This is a genomic window from Brachybacterium sp. Z12 (genome assembly GCF_014400405.1).
GTDB lineage: Bacteria > Actinomycetota > Actinomycetes > Actinomycetales > Dermabacteraceae > Brachybacterium.
Window position 1 is genome coordinate 1106687 of sequence record NZ_CP060496.1, and the last position, 15601, is coordinate 1122287.

Genomic DNA, 15601 nt, shown 5'->3' on the forward strand with positions numbered 1-15601 from the left:
CCGGCGCTGATCGGGCCTGCGCAGACTGAGCCGGCGTGGGCTCAGCCTGCGTGGGGTCAGCCCTGGTTCCGCGGCTGCTTGACCGGCGGCTCGCCGAGCTCGACGTCGCGGGTGAGGATCTCCTCGCCCTCGCCGACCACCAGCTCGAGCTTCTCGATCCGGCCCAGGGCCGTGAGGTCCGCGGAGGCGGCCTCGAGATGTGCGAGAGCGGCCGGCGGTGCCACCACCGTGACGGACAGGATGGGGGTCTTCTGCGAGACCTTCGCGTCGGACTTGATGCGCCGCAGCGTGATCGCGGCCTGTGCCACGGAGTCCACCAGCGCCGCATCTTGACCGGCTGCGGCCTCCTTCAGCGGGCCCGCCTCGGGCCAGGGCTGGGTGTGCACGCTGCCGCCGCGCCACCACGACCAGACCTCCTCGGTCGCGAACACGACCACGGGGGCGAACAGGCGCAGCAGCACCTCGAGCGTGATCGCGAGCGAGGCGCGGGCCGAGGCGGCGCCGGCCTCCCCGGCGGGGGAGTTGCCGTGGGCGCGCTCCTTGGCCAGCTCGATGTAGTCATCGCAGAACGCCCAGAAGAACGGCTCGATGACCTCGAGGGCCCGGGCGTAGTCCATGTCGTCGTGGGCCGCGGTCGCCTGCTCCACCACCGTGGCCAGCTGCGCGAGCAGGGCACGGTCCAGCGGGTCGGTGACCACCGACGGATCCGCAGCCAGACGCCCGGAGGGATCCGCAGGCGCCTCACCGAACCCGAGGGCGAACTTCGAGGCGTTGAGGATCTTGATCGCCAGACGGCGACCGATCTTCATCTGCCCCTCATCGAACGCGGTGTCCACACCCTGACGGGCCCGGCCGGCCCAGTAGCGCACGCCATCGGAGCCGTGCTGCTGCAGCAGCCCGATGGGGGTGACCACGTTGCCCTTGGACTTGGACATCTTCTTGCGGTCCGGGTCCAGGATCCAGCCGTTGATCGAGGCATGCTTCCACGGCAGCGAATCCTGCTGCAGGTGGGAGCGCACGATGGTGGAGAACAGCCAGGTGCGGATGATGTCGTGGCCCTGGGGGCGCACATCCATCGGGTAGACCTTCTCGAAGAGCCCGTCGGCCTCCGCGCCGGAGTTCCAGCCGCCTGCGAGCTGCGGGGTCAGCGAGGACGTGGCCCAGGTGTCGAGGATGTCGGGATCGGCGACGAAACCGCCCGGCTGATTGCGCTGCTCCTCGGTGTACCCGGCCGGCACATCGATCGTGGGGTCGATCGGGAGGGACTCGACGGGCGGGGTGAGCACGGTGTCGTAGTCGGTCTCGCCGTCGGCGCCCACCGCGTACCAGATCGGGAACGGGACGCCGAAGAAGCGCTGGCGGGAGATCAGCCAGTCACCGGCCAGGCCCTCCACCCAGTTGCGGTAGCGGGACTCCATGTACGCCGGGTGCCAGGTCAGCTCTCGCGGCCGCGCTCGATGAGCGCATCGCGCAGACCGCCCTCGGACTGATCGCGGCCGCCGTTGGTGAGGTACCACTGGCGGGACGTGACGAACTCGAGCGGCTTGTCGCCGTTCTCGTAGAACTTCACCGGGTGGGAGATCTTCTCGATCTCGCCGGTGAGGTCCCCGGACTCGGTCGCCATCTCGACCACGCGCTTCTGGGCGCTGAACACCGTCAGGCCGGCCAGCTCGGAGTAGCGCTCCTGGCCTTCCGGGGTGGAGATCCACGGCGCCTCGGCGAGGAACCGGCCGTCACGGCCGATCACGGACCTAGTGGGCAGCTCGAGCTCACGCCACCAGGTCACATCGTTGGAGTCGCCGAAGGTGCAGATCATGGCGATGCCTGCGCCCTTGTCGGGCTGGGCGAGGGAGTGCGCGAGCACAGGCACCTCGACCCCGAACAGGGGAGAGGTCACGGTGGAGCCGAACAGGCCCTGGTAGCGCTCGTCGTCAGGTGGGCCACCAGCGCCACACAGGCCGGCAGCAGCTCGGGACGGGTGGTCGCGATGACGACCTTCTCGCCGGAGCCGTCAGTCCTGGTGAAGCCGAGGCGGTGGTAGGCCCCGTCGCGGTCGCGGTCCTCCTGCTCGGCCTGGGCCACCGCGGTGCGGTAGGTGACGTCCCACATGGTGGGGGCCTCGGACTGGTACGCCTGACCGGCCTCGAGGTTCTCGAGGAAGGCCCGCTGCGAGGTCGCGCGGGAGTGGGCGTTGATCGTCTGGTAGCTGTAGTTCCAGTCCACCGAGAGGCCCAGGGTGCGGAAGACGTCCTCGAAGGACTTCTCGTCGATCTCCGTGAGCCGCTCGCACAGCTCGATGAAGTTGCGCCGTGAGACGGGCAGCTGGTTCGCGGCCTTAGAGGACTTGTTGTCGCCGCCCTCCTGCGGGGGCGTGAAGTCCGGGTCGTAGGGCAGGGACGGGTCGCAGCGCACGCCGAAGTAGTTCTGCACCCGGCGCTCGGTGGGCAGGCCGTTGTCGTCCCAGCCCAGCGGGTAGAACAGGTTCTTGCCGCGCATGCGCTGGTAGCGCGCGATCATGTCCGCCTGCGAATAGCCGAAGACATGGCCGATGTGCAGCGAGCCGGATGCCGTGGGCGGCGGGGTGTCGATGCTGAAGACCTGGTCACGGGTGGTGTCCGGATCGAAGGCGTAGAGCTGCTGCTCGCTCCATACGCCGTCCCACTTCTCCTCCAGGCCCTCGAGGGAGGGGCGGTCGGGGATCGTGGAGCCAGGGCGCGGTGCGGTATCGGTCATGAGGTCATTGTTCCAGGTCTGTGCCCCAGTGCAACGCAGGCGTCAGCAGTGTGAGCGCCCTCGCGTGCCACAGGGTCGCAGCGGCGTCCCGGACGTACCGTGGGGGCATGGCTCTCGAGCGCATCGCCCTGATCTCCGACGTGCACGGCAACCTCACCGCCTACCGGGCCGTGCTCGCCGATATCGCCGCTCGCGGCATCACCCGCGTGTTCAACCTCGGCGACGTCGTCGGCAAGGGCCCGCGCGGCGCGGCCTGCACCGCGCTGACCCGCGAGCGCTGCGCGGCGACGGTGCGCGGCAACTGGGAGGTGTTCATCGCCGGCGAGGGGGAGCCCCGGTCAGCGGCGCAGGACTGGTGGCGCGCAGAGCTGTCCGCAGACGACAGGGCCTGGCTCCGTCAGCTGCCGGGAAGCCTGGACCTGCACCTCTCCGGCCGGCTGCTGCGCCTGATGCACGCCTCTCCCATCGACGAGTTCACCCGGGTGCACAGGGAGCACAGCGAGGAGCAGTTCGCCATGATGTTCGCGCCGACCCCCTTCACCGGCGGCGGGCGCGCAGCGGACGTCGTCATCTACGGCGACATCCATGACCCCTTCCTGCGCTCCGGGCGGGAGGGGATGCTGGCGAACGTCGGCAGCGTCGGCAACCAGCTGGATGACCCGACGCCCTCCTACGTCATCCTCGAAGGTGATCCCAGAGGCGGGCCGATGCCCCGTTCGGGATCCAGTTCGTGCGCGTCCCCTACGACGTCGAGGCCGAGATCGAGGCGACCCTCGCCCTCGGGATGCCGGAGGCCGAGGCGTACGTCCTCGAACTGCGCACCGGGGTGTACCGCGGCGACCACGCCGCACTCGGGCTCAGCGCAGCGCCCGGCACAGCCTCACGGCACCCGTGAGGTCCACTCCTCGGTGCCGAACTTCGTCTCCACCAGGTCCCGAGCTCGCGAGAGCTCGTCCTCGGTGTAGGTCGAGGTGACCGTGTCGTAGCGGGCCCGGAAGAAGTCCAGGAAGCCCTCGATGATCTGATCACGGGCGAGACCCGTCTGCGAGCGGATGGGATCCACGCGCTTGTTCGCGCTGCGAGTGCCCTTGTCGGAGAGCTTCTCGCGACCGATCCGCAGCACATCGCCCATCTTCTCGGCATCGATGTCGTAGCTCATCGTCACGTGGTGCAGCAGCACACCGCCGGCGAATCGGCGCTGGGGCGGCGCCGCCGATCTTCCCCTGCTCGGAGGCGATGTCGTTCAGCGGCACGTAGTGGGCCTTCACCCCGATCTCCGCGAGCGCTCCCATCACCCAGTCGTCGAGGTAGGCGTAGGCCTGCTCGAAGCTCAGCCCCTCCACCAGGGAGGTGGGCACCACCAGCGAGTAGGTGATGCAGTTGCCCTGCTCCATGAACATCGCGCCGCCGCCGGTGATGCGCCGCACCACCCCGATGTCGTGCTTCGCGGCGCCTTCGGCGTCGATCTCGTTGCGCAGCGACTGGTAGGAGCCGATCACCACCAGCGCGGAATCCCAGTCCCAGATCCGGAAGTGGGGGCCGCGCCGGCCGGCGAGGACCTCCAGCGGCAGCACCTCATCGAGCGCCACGTGCATGACTGGGGGCAGCACCACCGGTGCGATCACCTCGAAAGTGAGGTCGTCCCAGCTCGTCGCATGCCCGAGCGCGCGGCGCACCGCGATCGCGACCGCCTCCACATCGAAGCCGATCATCTGCACCGGATCCGGCCGAGCGTCGAGCCGCGCGGTCAGCGCCGCCCTGAGCTCGGCGGCGGTCGCCTCGGTGGGCATGCCCTCCAGAGCGGCATTGAGGTCCTCGAGGGCGTCGTCCGGCTCGAGGAAGAAGTCCCCGAACACGTGAGCGGTGGCGATCCTGCCCTCGGCGACTGTGACGTCCACCGAGACCAGCTTGCCGCCCCGCACCTTGTACTGCCCGTTCAACACCGTGCTGTCGCTGCGCTCGTCCATGCTCGCCATTGTCCCGCAGTCCCGGCGGTGCGGTGTCGGCGGTGACCGCTCACCCGATGGTGAGCGAGCGCAGCGCGCGGTGCACCTCCCACACGAAGTCCGCGGTGGACTGGCTCTTGCGCGGGGCGATCGCGTAGGTCTCGGACGGACGCTGCGCGGTCTCTTCGCGGGTGACCCGGGGATCAGGTTCTTCCACTCGCGGTCGCCGCCCACCCACAGCCGGTACTCGGTGCCGGAGAGTCCCCGCGATGCAGCAGGCGCAGCCCCATCGTGGTGGACGTGAGGGCGGGCTGGCGGCGCGAGGGCGCGGGGTCGAAGCCGCGGTCACGCAGCAGCATCGGGTTGAACACGGCCCACAGCAGCAGGCGTGCGCCCTCCAGCTCAGGGGCGGCCGGGGCTCCGATCAGCTCCCCGGGCGGGGGAGGGGCTCCTGCCTCGGTCCGCCACGCCGTGCGGCGGGAGAGCATCGCCAGACGTTCTCGTGCCGCCTCGCGTTCCTCGTCCCCGTCCAGGCGGCCGATCCCGAGCGGGACCGGTTCCTCGCCGGTGCGCAAGAAATGCACCGGGGTGCCGTGCTCCACCTCCCCGAACTCGAGTCCCGTGCGCTGTCGGCCGACGCCGGCCTGCAGGTGCGCGCCCGTCTGCCCCCGGCGGGTCGAGAAGTGCGGGCTGATGCCGAACAGCGCGCGGCTCGCGTGGTGCATCACGTCCAGATGCGCGCGGAACTCCCGGGCGGTGGAGGTCTTGGTGAGGAGCTTCTTGGAATCCACGGGGAACTGGACCACCGGCCGCCCGGCGTTCTCGCCGATCTCCCCGAGGGTCTCCCACAGGTGGGCGTGCCCCGGGTCAGCCTTCGGCATGCGGCGGCCCACCCGTGCCCAGCTGGTGGCCACGACCCCCTCGGGCACCTCTCCGTCGAGCTCCGCGCGGTCGGTGTGCCGGGCGATCGCGAGCAGCAGATGGTGGGGCGAGGTGCCGAGGACGGTGCGCATCTCCCGCAGCTGCTTGGTGCCGAACGGGCCGCCGACGCGCAGGACGATCCCGAGGCGCGCACCGTCGTCGGAGTCCTTCGTGCGGGGCAGCAGCTCAGCCATCAGATCGGGGGAGGTGCGGCGCAGCCTCGGGGCGGCGGCGATGCTGCCGGTGGTGTGCTCGGTGCGGGCGACCGTGCGCAGGAACGCATCTCGGCTGCGCGGTGACATCAGCACGAACTCGAGCATGTTCCGCAGGATCACCTCGACGCGTGCGGGGCCCTGCAGGTCCGGTGAGAGGGAGGAGCGATCCACGGCGTAGGTCAGCATCTGTCCGACGGTGGCGTACGAGCGGGCCATGATCCTCCTCAGGGACGTGCGGGATACAGGTGCGCCCCACGGTAGCCGGTCGCCATCTGCTCTGAACAGGGCGCATCGGTGCAGGTCGAGGGAGCGATGCCCGGCAGTGCCACGAGTCGGCCGTGCCGGGACACGGATCACGGGCCAAGCTCTGGTGAGCCCGACCGAAGCATGCCATCATGAACATATGAGCAGACGTTCAAGCATCGAGGTGGTCGGCCAGACGTCGACCGCCGAGCTTCGCGAACAGATCCCCGGGGACCGTGCGGTGGAGGACCTCGCCGACGTCTTCTCCCTCCTCGGAGACCCCAGCCGCCTGCGCCTGCTGCTGGCCCTGCGGGAGGGGGAGGTGAGCGTCGGCGAGCTGTCCAGAGCCACCGGGCAGTCGGACTCCGGCGTCTCCACCACGCCCTGCAGCTGCTGCGCGCCCACCGCATCGTGGCCGTGCGCAGGGAGGGGAGGCGGGCTTTCTACCGGCTCGACGACCCGCACGTGCGGATGCTGCTGGACCTCGCCCTCAGCCATACCGAGCACAGCGCTCTCGAGCACCCTGAGCGGGGTGTCGGGGCCACGGGAGCCGCCTCCGACGCCGCTGCGGGCACTGTCGAGCAGGCGGGAGCATGAGCCACTCCCACGGCGCCGTCGCAGGCCATGCGGGCGCTGCACACCGCTGGCGGCTGCTGGTCGCGGTGGTGCTGATCGGCGGATTCTTCGTGGTCGAGCTGGTGGCCGGCCTGCTGTCCGGCTCTCTGGCGCTGCTCTCCGACGCCGGGCACATGGCCGCCGACGTCGTCACCCTCTCCGCCGCGCTGGCCGCGACCGTGCTGGCCGCGCGCCCCTCGAGGGACGGCCGGCGCACCTTCGGCAACTACCGCCTGGAGGTGTTCGCGGCGCTGCTGGCCGTGCTGATCATGCTCGGGGTCGCGACTGCGGTCGGGATCAGCGGGATCCGACGCCTGGGCGTCGAGACCTCCGTGGACACCGGCCCGATGCTGATGGTCGGCGTGCTGGGCCTGGCCGTGAACCTCGTGGTGCTGCTGATGCTGCGCGGAGGCGCCGAGGAGAGCCTCAACATCAAGGGCGCCTATCTCGAGGTGCTCGCGGACACCCTCGGCTCGGTCGGGGTGATCCTCGCCGCGGTGCTGATCCGGGCCACGGGCGCCACGGTGATCGACACCGTGGTGGCGCTGGCCGTGGGCGCGTTCATCGCTGTGCGCGCCGTGCTGCTGGCCAGAGAGGTGCTCACCGTGCTCGGCCAGGCCGCGCCCGCCGGTATCGACCCGGAGGAGATCCACCGTGCCCTGGCCGCGATCGACGGTGTCGCCGATGCCCACGACCTCCACCTGTGGACCCTCACCTCGGGCATGGAGGTCGCCACCGTGCACCTGATGGTCGAGCCGGGCGCCGATCCGCACGGTGTGCTCGATGCCGCGCAGGCACTGCTGCGTGATCACCACGGGATCGCGCACGCGACCATCCAGACCGAGCCCACCGACCACCACGGCTGCCTCGAGATCGGCTGGTGACGAGCGCCGGCACCCGCCGGTCCGGCAGCCCGCTCCCGCGTACGCTGAGGCCATGACCACTGCAAACGCTTCGAACACCTCCGCCCGCCTCACCGCCGTCGTCACCGGCGCCTCCTCCGGGATCGGCCGCGCCACCGCCCGTCGTCTGGTCGACGAGGGCTGGCACGTCCTCGCCGTCGCCCGCCGCGAGGACCGCCTCGAGGAGCTCGCCGCGGAGACCGGCTGCGAGGTGCTCGCCGTCGACATCACCTCCGACGACTCCGTGGACCGGCTCGTCTCCCGAGCGCAGGAGCTGTTCGGCCCCGGGCTCAACGCCGTGGTGCACGTGGCCGGCGGGGCGCTCGGCGTCGAGACCGCGGCGGAGGCGGACCTCGAGAAGTGGCAGCGCATGTACGACATCAACGTGCTCGGCACGGTGCGCGTCACCCGCGCGCTGCTGCCCGCGCTGCGCGCGAGCGGACGCGGGGACCTGCTGTTCGTCACCTCTGTCGCAGCACATGAGCCCTACCCCGGAGGTTCCGGCTACAACGCCGCCAAGGCGGGCGAGCACATGCTCGCCCGCGCTCTGCGGCTCGAACTGAACGGGGAGCGGATCCGAGTCATCGAGATCGCCCCCGGAATGGTCCACACCGAAGAGTTCTCCCTGGTGCGCCTCGGCGACCAGGGCGCGGCCGACGCCGTCTACGACGGGGTCGAGCAGCCGCTCACCGCCGAGGACTGCGCCGACGTCATCTCCTACGCTCTGAACGCGCCCCACCACGTGAACCTCGACCTCGTGACGGTCCGTCCCCTCGCCCAGGCAGCCGCCCACCATGTCGCCCGCCACCAGGGGATCTGATGGCCCACATGGGCGGGGGCGGCATGGGCGGCGGAGGCGGCCGGATGCGCGACGACCTCAAGCTCGCACCCGGGCAGCGACCCGACCTGCGCCGGGTGCTCATGCTCTTCCGCCCCTACCGAGCGACCCTCGCCGGAGTGCTGGCATTGATCGTGGTCGGTGCCGCGGCCGGGGTGGTCTCCCCGTTCCTCATCCGGGAGATCGTGGACGTCGCCCTGCCCGAGCAGCGCGCCGACGTGCTCGGCTGGGCCGTCGGCGGACTGATCGCGGTCACCGTCGTCTCGAGCGCCCTCGGGGTCACCCAGTCGATGCTCTCCACCCGGGTGGGCCAGTCCGTGATGCACGACCTGCGGGTCTCGGTGTTCTCGCACCTGCAGCGCATGGGTCTGGGATTCTTCACCCGCACCCGCACCGGCGAGATCCAATCCCGCATCTTCTCCGACATCGGCTCGATGCAGGCAGTGGTCACCTCGGTGATGACCCAGATCGTCTCCGCCGGGGCGGGCGTGCTGATGGCGCTGGTGGCGATGGTCGCGCTCGACTGGCGGCTGACATTGTTCTCCCTCATCGCTCTGCCCTTCGCGGTGTGGATGAACCGGCGCGTGGGCCGGCGTCGGCGCGAGATCGTCCGCACCCGTCAGGAGAAGGCCGCGGACCTCTCCGCAGGCATCCAGGAGTCCCTGTCCGTCTCCGGGATCCTGCTCGGCGTCACCATGGGGCGCACGCAGGCGCTCAGCCAGGCCTTCTCCACCAGCTCCCGCGAACTGGCGGATCTCGAGGTCCGTTCCGAGATGGCCGGGCGCTGGCAGATGGCCGTGTTCACCACCTTGATGGCCCTGTTCCCTGCGCTGACCTATCTGCTCGGCGGCCATCTGCTGTTCGGCGACCCCGAGGGCCAGGGCGTCACCATCGGCACCCTGGTCGCCTTCATCGCCCTGCAATCCAGTCTCTTCCCCCAGATCAACGGCCTGCTGCGAGTCGCGAACCAGGTCAACAGCTCCCTGGCCCTGTTCGCGAGGGTCTTCGAGTACCTCGATGCGCCGATCCTGATCCAGGACGCCCCGGACGCTGTGGCGCTCGACCCGGCAGCGGTGCGGGGCGAGATCCGCTTCGAAGGCGTCACCTTCACCTATCCGGGCGCTGAGGGGCCGGCCCTGCACGGGCTGGACCTGGTGGTCCCGGCCGGGAAGCACACAGCGCTGGTGGGAGCGACGGGCTCGGGCAAGACCAGCACCGGCTACCTGATGGCGCGGCTCTACGAGCCCACCTCCGGCGCGATCACCCTGGACGGCCACGATCTGCGCGAGATCACGATGGAATCCCTCGCCGCGAGCATCGGTGTGGTCACCCAGGAGACCTATCTGCTGCATGCGAGCATCGCGGACAACCTGCGCTTCGCCCGGCCCGACGCGAGCGATGAGGAGCTCGTGCAGGCCTGCCGGATCGCGCAGATCCATGACCACATCGGATCTCTGCCCGAGGGGTACGGAACGGTGGTGGGGGAGCGCGGTTATCGGTTCTCCGGCGGGGAGAAGCAACGCCTGGCGCTGGCCCGCACCATCCTGCGGGACCCGCCCGTGCTCCTGCTGGACGAGGCGACCTCCGCGCTGGACGTGGCCACCGAGCGGGCGATGTCCGGCGCGCTCGACGCCGCCGCCCGGGGACGCACGACCGTCTCGATCGCGCACCGTCTCTCGACCATCCGCCAGGCTGATCAGATCATCGTGATGCAGGCTGGCCGCATCGTCGAACGCGGCACCTACGAGGAGCTCGTCGCCCACGGTGGCCTGTTCGCGCAGCTCGCCCTCCAGGACGCGCGGCGCGACCATGCCGAGTCGGAGCCCGCCGCCGAGGAGGAGATCCCGCCGCCGCGCCCCTGAGCAGATCCCGCCCCGGGCTCGATGTACGACCAAAGGTGGAGGGCGATCTCCTCCCTCCGCCTGATGTGGGCGGCTCCCCGGCCGGGAGAGGATCTCTCCATGAAGAGGCGCCGCACCGTTGCTGCAGGGCGGCGCCCCCACGATCACCAGGGCGGAGGGCACCTCATGGCGACGATGCACCCCGAGCGGATCGAGCACCGATGGCGCGGGGCGAAGCCCGCCGTCGGCCGGCCTCTGCTCTTCGCTCTGCTGCTGACCATCGCGGCGCTGGGAATGCTGATCCTGCTGGTCGCGGGGCCGAGCCTTGCGCTGCCGCTCGCTATCGGGAGCGCCGCGGCGCTGATGACGCTGGTGGGGGTCGCCTGGGCGGTCGCCGGTCCGCGTCTGTGAGGGCTGTCCCTCAGACGTCGATCTCGATATCGCCTTCGCCGCGGGAGACGCAGGTGATGATCTGGTCTTCCTTCTCGTCGTCCATGAGGAACTCGTCCATGTGCTCGACCTCGCCGGAGACGAGCGGCACCACGCAGGTGCCGCACACGCCGCCCTCGCAGGAGTAGTCCATCGAGATGTCGGCATCGAGCAGCGCCTGGAGGAGGGATTGACCCTCGCCGACCTCGAGCGTGATCCCCGACTTCAGGCACTTCGCGGTGAAGGGCTCTCCGAACAGCGACATCCTCGCTCCTTCTGCATCGACCGCCCCAGGGCACGGGACGAAAACGTGGAGCTATCAGTCTTCCACGTCAGCACGGGTGCGACGAGGTGAGCCTCGCCTCGTCAGATCGCTGTCCCCGGGCAGGCGCCGTCGCTCAGCCCCGTTGCGCCTGCCCCTGATCGTCCTCGCTGCCGGCATCACGGATCGCCGTACCCGCGGCGGTGCCGAGCGTGGGGGCGGAGGTGACGACTCGGGGGACCGGCGCCGGGGCAGGACTGCTGGAGGGGCTCAGCGCGAGGGCGGAAGGGCCGAAGCTGAGCACCAGCAGGGCTGCCGCTCCCATCGCGGAGGCCCCGACGCGTGCGCGCCGAGGACCGGTCTCGTCATCCATCTCGGTACCTCCTCGATCCGGCGACGACCGCTGCGCCGCGGAGACCCCATCGCACCGCGTGCAGCTGGGCACGGGCTGGGAGCATGGCGCAGGAGTGCTGTGATCCGGCGGCGATGTGCGCTCGGAACAGTGCGCGACCGGCACCTGTTCCTCGCGTCTCTTCCCCGGGCGGGCACGTGACCGCCGGCGACCGGCGGCGTACACTGACCGCCATCGGCATCGACCCGGCCATCACCGGAGAGCCGCGGGAAGAACCGCCCACCGCCCGTCCCCGGGCGCGGGCCCAGTAGAACCCGCCGGGACCAGCCCGTCACAGCTGAGGAACAAGGGGAGGCCCCCGCACGGCATTCGTCGGCGCGAGGGGCGTCAACCGAGGTGGTACCGCGCCGCCGACCCCCGGGTCGGAAGCGTCCTCGGACAGCATGATGTCCCAGCTGCCGTCCCCTGTTCTTCCTCGGAGGTCCGTCCCATGGTCTACCCGGTCACCGGAGATCCGCTCGTCTCCTCGCCGAACCTGCCCTCGCTCGAGAACGCGATCCAGGAGTTCTGGCGCACCGACGACACCTTCCGCGCCTCGATCGCGCAGCGTGAAGGGGCCGAGGAGTTCGTCTTCTACGACGGCCCTCCCTTCGCCAACGGCCTGCCCCACTACGGCCATCTGCTGACCGGCTTCGTCAAGGACGTCGTCCCGCGCTTCCGCACCATGTGCGGCAACAAGGTGGACCGCCGCTTCGGCTGGGACACCCACGGCCTGCCCGCCGAGCTCGAGGCGATGCGGGAGCTCGGCATGACCGAGAAGCGCGAGATCGAGGAGATGGGCGTCCAGGAGTTCAACAACGCCGCCCGCGCCTCGGTGCTGAAGTACACCAAGGAGTGGGAGGACTACGTCACCCGCCAGGCCCGCTGGGTCGACTTCGAGAACGACTACAAGACCCTCGACGTCACCTTCATGGAGTCGGTGCTGTGGGCCTTCAAGACCCTGTACGACAAGGGCCGCGCGTACGAGGGGTACTACGTTCTGCCCTACTGCTGGAAGGACCAGACACCGCTGTCCGCGCACGAGCTGCGCATGGATGACGACGTCTACCAGGAACGGCAGGACCAGACGGTGACGGTCACCTTCCCGTTCTCCGGCGAGAAGGCCGAGCAGCTGGGCCTGGACGGTGTGAAGGCACTGGCCTGGACCACCACCCCCTGGACCCTGCCCACCAACTTCTCCCTCGCCGTCGGCCCTGAGCTCGAGTACGCGGTGCTGCCGGCCGGCCCGCTCGGCGCCGCCGACGGCACCTCCGCGGGCGAGGGCCGCTACCTGATGGCGAAGGCGCTCGTGGGCTCCTACGCCAAGGAGCTCGGCTACGAGAGCGCCGAGGAAGCGCTCGCCGCCTGCGAGCAGCGCGTCTTCGCCGGCGCCGAGCTCGAGCATGTCGCCTACCAGCCGCTGTGGACGGTCTACTCCGAGGACCGCGCCAAGTGGGGCACCGAGAACGCCTGGATCGTCACCGTCGCGGACTACGTCTCCACCGATGACGGCACCGGCGTGGTCCACCAGGCCACCGCCTACGGCGAGATCGACCAGCAGGTCAACGCCGAGTACGGCATCCCTGTGATCGTCTCGGTGGACGAGGGCGCGCAGTTCCTGGACTACTTCGCCGGCACGCAGCTGGACGAGATCGCCGGGGTGCAGGTGTTCGAGGCGAACCGCCCGATCATCCGCAACCTCCAGAGCGCCGGGCGCCTGCTGCGTGAGGCCAGCTACGTGCACTCCTACCCGCACTGCTGGCGCTGCCGGAACCCGCTGATCTACAAGGCCGTCTCCTCCTGGTACGTGAAGGTCGCCGACCAGCGCGAGCGCATGCTTGAGCTCAACGAGCAGATCGACTGGGTGCCCGGCAACGTCAAGCACGGCCAGTTCGGCCGCTGGCTCGAGGGCGCCCGCGACTGGGCGATCTCCCGCAACCGCTACTGGGGCACCCCCTGCCGATCTGGAAGAGCGACGACCCGAACCACCCCGGATCGACGTCTACGGCTCCCTCGCAGAGATCGAGGAAGCTTTCGGCACCCTGCCGCGCAACGAGCACGGCGAGGTCGACCTGCACCGCCCGTACATCGATGAGCTCACCCGCCCGAACCCCGACGACCCGACCGGGAAGTCCACCATGCGCCGCGTCGAGGAGATCTTCGACGTCTGGTTCGATTCCGGCTCGATGCCGTTCGCGCAGATGCACTACCCCTTCGAGAACACCGAGCGGTTCGAGTCCCATAACCCCGCGGACTTCATCGTCGAATACATCGGGCAGACCCGCGGCTGGTTCTACGTCATGCACGTGCTCTCCACCGCGCTGTTCGACCGGCCCGCCTTCACCTCGGTGATCTGCCACGGCATCGTGCTCGGCGAGGACGGGCAGAAGATGTCGAAGTCGCTGCGCAACTACCCCGACGTGCGCGAGATGTTCGACAAGTACGGGGCCGACGCGATGCGCTGGTTCCTGATGAGCTCGCCGATCCTGCGCGGCGGGAACCTCGTGGTCGACGAGCCGAAGATCCGCGACGCCACCCGCCACGTGGTGCTCCCGCTGTGGAACGTCTGGTACTTCCTGGGGCTGTACGCCAATGCCGCAGGGGAGAAGGACACCGCAGGGAATCCCGTCGGCTATCGCGGGAAGGCCCGCTACGAGTCCACCGATGTGATGGACCGCTACCTGCTCGCCCGCACCGGGGACCTGGTGCGCGAGGTGAAGGAGGCGATGACCGCGCTGTCGATCGCCGACTCCGCCGAGCTGATCCAGGACTACCTGGACATGCTCACCAACTGGTACGTGCGCCGCTCCCGCGACCGCTTCTGGGAGGGCGACGAGCAGGCGATCGACGTGCTCTCCACCTGCCTGGAGACCCTGTGCCAGGTGGCCGCTCCGCTGCTGCCCATGGTCACCGAGGAGATCTGGAAGCAGCTCACCGGTGGCCGCTCCGTGCACCTGACCGACTGGCCCGATGCGGACCTGTTCCCCGTGATGCCGAGCTGGTGGCACAGATGGACGATGTGCGCGCGATCGCGAGCGTGGGCAACTCCCTGCGCAAGAAGGAACAGCTGCGGGCCCGCCTGCCCCTCGCGGAGCTCACCGTGGTCCACCACGCCCCGAGCTCGCTCGAGGCGTTCTCGGGGATCATCTCCGACGAGCTCAACCTCAAGGCCGTGCGCCTGCTGGACGTCGCGAGCGAGGAGGCGCAGGGGATGGGCGTCGAGCAGCGGCTCAGCGTCAATGCCCGCGCCGCCGGCCCGCGCCTGGGCAAGCAGGTGCAGACGGTCATCAAGGGCTCCAAGTCCGGCGACTGGTCGGTCGACGAGAACGGCGTGGTCACCTCCGGCGGCATCGACCTGGTCGAAGGCGAGTACACGCTGGATCTGGTGGCGGGGAGTCGTCCGCGATGGAGGGACGCGCGGTCGGCGTGCTGCGAGGCGGGGACTTCGTCGCGCTCGACACCCGCGTCACCGCCGAGCTCGAGGCCGAGGGCGTGGCCCGTGACGTGGTGCGCGCGATCCAGGCGGCCCGACGTGGAGCGGGCCTGGAGGTCTCCGACCGGATCCGGCTGACCGTCGATGGCGACGAGAGCGTCGTCGCCGCCGTCTCGGTACATCGCGACCTGGTCTCTGCCGAGGTGCTCGCCGTCGAGCTCGCGGCCCCCGCGGCTCCGGCCGAGGGTGCGCACGAAGCGACGGAGAAGGTCTCCGGCGGCACCGTCACGGTGTCCGTCGCGAAGGTCTGACGCAGTGGACGGGCGCGGGCTCCTGAGGACGGGGCCCGCGACCGGGATCAGCCGATCCCGTAGTGGTCGTAGAAGTGGCCCAGGGTGGGGTGTTTAGACGCGCCGAGTTCGACCAGATCTCTCGAGGAGACCGTGACCTCCTCGAGATTCTTGCCGACGACATCCGCCACCAGGACTCCCCTCTTCCCGTCATACACACGGTAGAGGACCTCGACTCCGCGACCCCAGGCGTCGTCGAAGGCGTCGTGCAGCTCGTCCGCGGAGACGTCGAGAGTGATGCTTCCGGAGATCTGAGTTCCCAGCCCGCCTCCGGGCCCGAAGCTGATGTCTGCGCCGGTGACTTCCGGTGCGCCCTCGATGGCGTCCGCGACAGACTGCTTCCCGGTGCGGAACAGGCTGCATCCGGTGAGCATCGAAAACAGGCCCATGGCGCCTCCAGTCAGTGCAATCCGGCGGTTCATGTGCATCGATCCTCTCGGTGTCGCCCGCGGAGCACCACGGTATCTCTCGGGTTCGCCGGC

Annotated in this window: 11 protein-coding genes and 4 pseudogenes; 8 read left to right on the forward strand and 7 right to left on the reverse strand. The window is 69.9% G+C overall.

The window, feature by feature from the left end:
- Positions 1 to 56: 56 nt before the first annotated feature.
- Positions 57 to 2733 (reverse strand): annotated as a pseudogene (valS, locus tag H3H54_RS05970) (valine--tRNA ligase).
- Positions 2734 to 2840: 107 nt separating this feature from the next.
- Between valS and H3H54_RS05975 the strand changes: the two are divergent.
- Positions 2841 to 3698 carry a metallophosphoesterase family protein gene (locus tag H3H54_RS05975; RefSeq protein ID WP_316249148.1) on the forward strand — a complete coding sequence of 286 codons (858 nt, stop codon included), beginning with the start codon at positions 2841 to 2843 and terminating at the stop codon, positions 3696 to 3698.
- Here H3H54_RS05975 and H3H54_RS05980 read toward each other — a convergent pair.
- The 3 genes and pseudogenes from H3H54_RS05980 to H3H54_RS05990 form a co-directional block, all read right to left on the reverse strand.
- A pseudogene (locus tag H3H54_RS05980) lies at positions 3614 to 4673 on the reverse strand (lipoyl protein ligase domain-containing protein). The gene H3H54_RS05975 and the pseudogene H3H54_RS05980 sit on opposite strands and share 85 nt — an antisense overlap.
- Positions 4674 to 4749: 76 nt before the next feature.
- Entirely contained in the window at positions 4750 to 4896 is a 147-nt protein-coding gene (locus H3H54_RS05985) for a hypothetical protein (RefSeq protein ID WP_262425909.1), read from the reverse strand.
- Entirely contained in the window at positions 4883 to 6031 is a 1149-nt protein-coding gene (locus tag H3H54_RS05990; protein WP_262425910.1) for a hypothetical protein, read from the reverse strand. The genes H3H54_RS05985 and H3H54_RS05990 overlap by 14 nt, the downstream gene beginning before the upstream one ends.
- Positions 6032 to 6218: 187 nt before the next feature.
- Here H3H54_RS05990 and H3H54_RS05995 point away from each other — a divergent pair.
- The 6 genes and pseudogenes from H3H54_RS05995 to H3H54_RS06020 form a co-directional block, all read left to right on the forward strand.
- A pseudogene (locus H3H54_RS05995) lies at positions 6219 to 6389 on the forward strand (hypothetical protein); the annotation flags it as partial.
- An 80-nt stretch (positions 6390 to 6469) separates the two neighbouring features.
- Complete coding sequence (locus tag H3H54_RS06000) at positions 6470 to 6655, forward strand: hypothetical protein (protein ID WP_262425911.1); 186 nt, start codon at positions 6470 to 6472, stop codon at positions 6653 to 6655.
- Positions 6652 to 7557 (forward strand): cation diffusion facilitator family transporter, encoded by a 906-nt coding sequence (locus H3H54_RS06005; protein ID WP_262425912.1) that lies wholly within the window; start codon positions 6652 to 6654, stop codon positions 7555 to 7557. The genes H3H54_RS06000 and H3H54_RS06005 overlap by 4 nt, the downstream gene beginning before the upstream one ends.
- A 52-nt stretch (positions 7558 to 7609) precedes the next feature.
- Positions 7610 to 8395 (forward strand): SDR family oxidoreductase, encoded by a 786-nt coding sequence (locus tag H3H54_RS06010; protein WP_262425913.1) that lies wholly within the window; start codon positions 7610 to 7612, stop codon positions 8393 to 8395.
- Positions 8395 to 10275, forward strand: a complete 1881-nt coding sequence (locus H3H54_RS06015; RefSeq protein ID WP_262425914.1) for an ABC transporter ATP-binding protein — start codon at positions 8395 to 8397, stop codon at positions 10273 to 10275. Before H3H54_RS06010 ends, H3H54_RS06015 begins: the two co-directional genes overlap by 1 nt.
- A 99-nt stretch (positions 10276 to 10374) precedes the next feature.
- On the forward strand, positions 10375 to 10665 hold the full coding sequence (locus H3H54_RS06020) for a hypothetical protein (RefSeq protein WP_262425915.1): 291 nt from the start codon (positions 10375 to 10377) through the stop codon (positions 10663 to 10665).
- Between the two features lie 10 nt (positions 10666 to 10675).
- Here the strand turns inward: H3H54_RS06020 and H3H54_RS06025 are convergent, their stop codons facing one another.
- Positions 10676 to 10948, reverse strand: a complete 273-nt coding sequence (locus H3H54_RS06025) for a 2Fe-2S iron-sulfur cluster binding domain-containing protein (RefSeq protein ID WP_262425916.1) — start codon at positions 10946 to 10948, stop codon at positions 10676 to 10678.
- A 133-nt stretch (positions 10949 to 11081) separates the two neighbouring features.
- Entirely contained in the window at positions 11082 to 11318 is a 237-nt protein-coding gene (locus H3H54_RS06030; protein WP_262425917.1) for a hypothetical protein, read from the reverse strand.
- Between the two features lie 469 nt (positions 11319 to 11787).
- Between H3H54_RS06030 and ileS the strand changes: the two are divergent.
- A pseudogene (gene ileS, locus H3H54_RS06035) lies at positions 11788 to 15080 on the forward strand (isoleucine--tRNA ligase).
- 47 nt (positions 15081 to 15127) lie between these two features.
- Here the strand turns inward: ileS and H3H54_RS06040 are convergent.
- Positions 15128 to 15508 carry a hypothetical protein gene (locus tag H3H54_RS06040; RefSeq protein WP_262425918.1) on the reverse strand — a complete coding sequence of 127 codons (381 nt, stop codon included), beginning with the start codon at positions 15506 to 15508 and terminating at the stop codon, positions 15128 to 15130.
- Positions 15509 to 15601 lie beyond the last annotated feature (93 nt).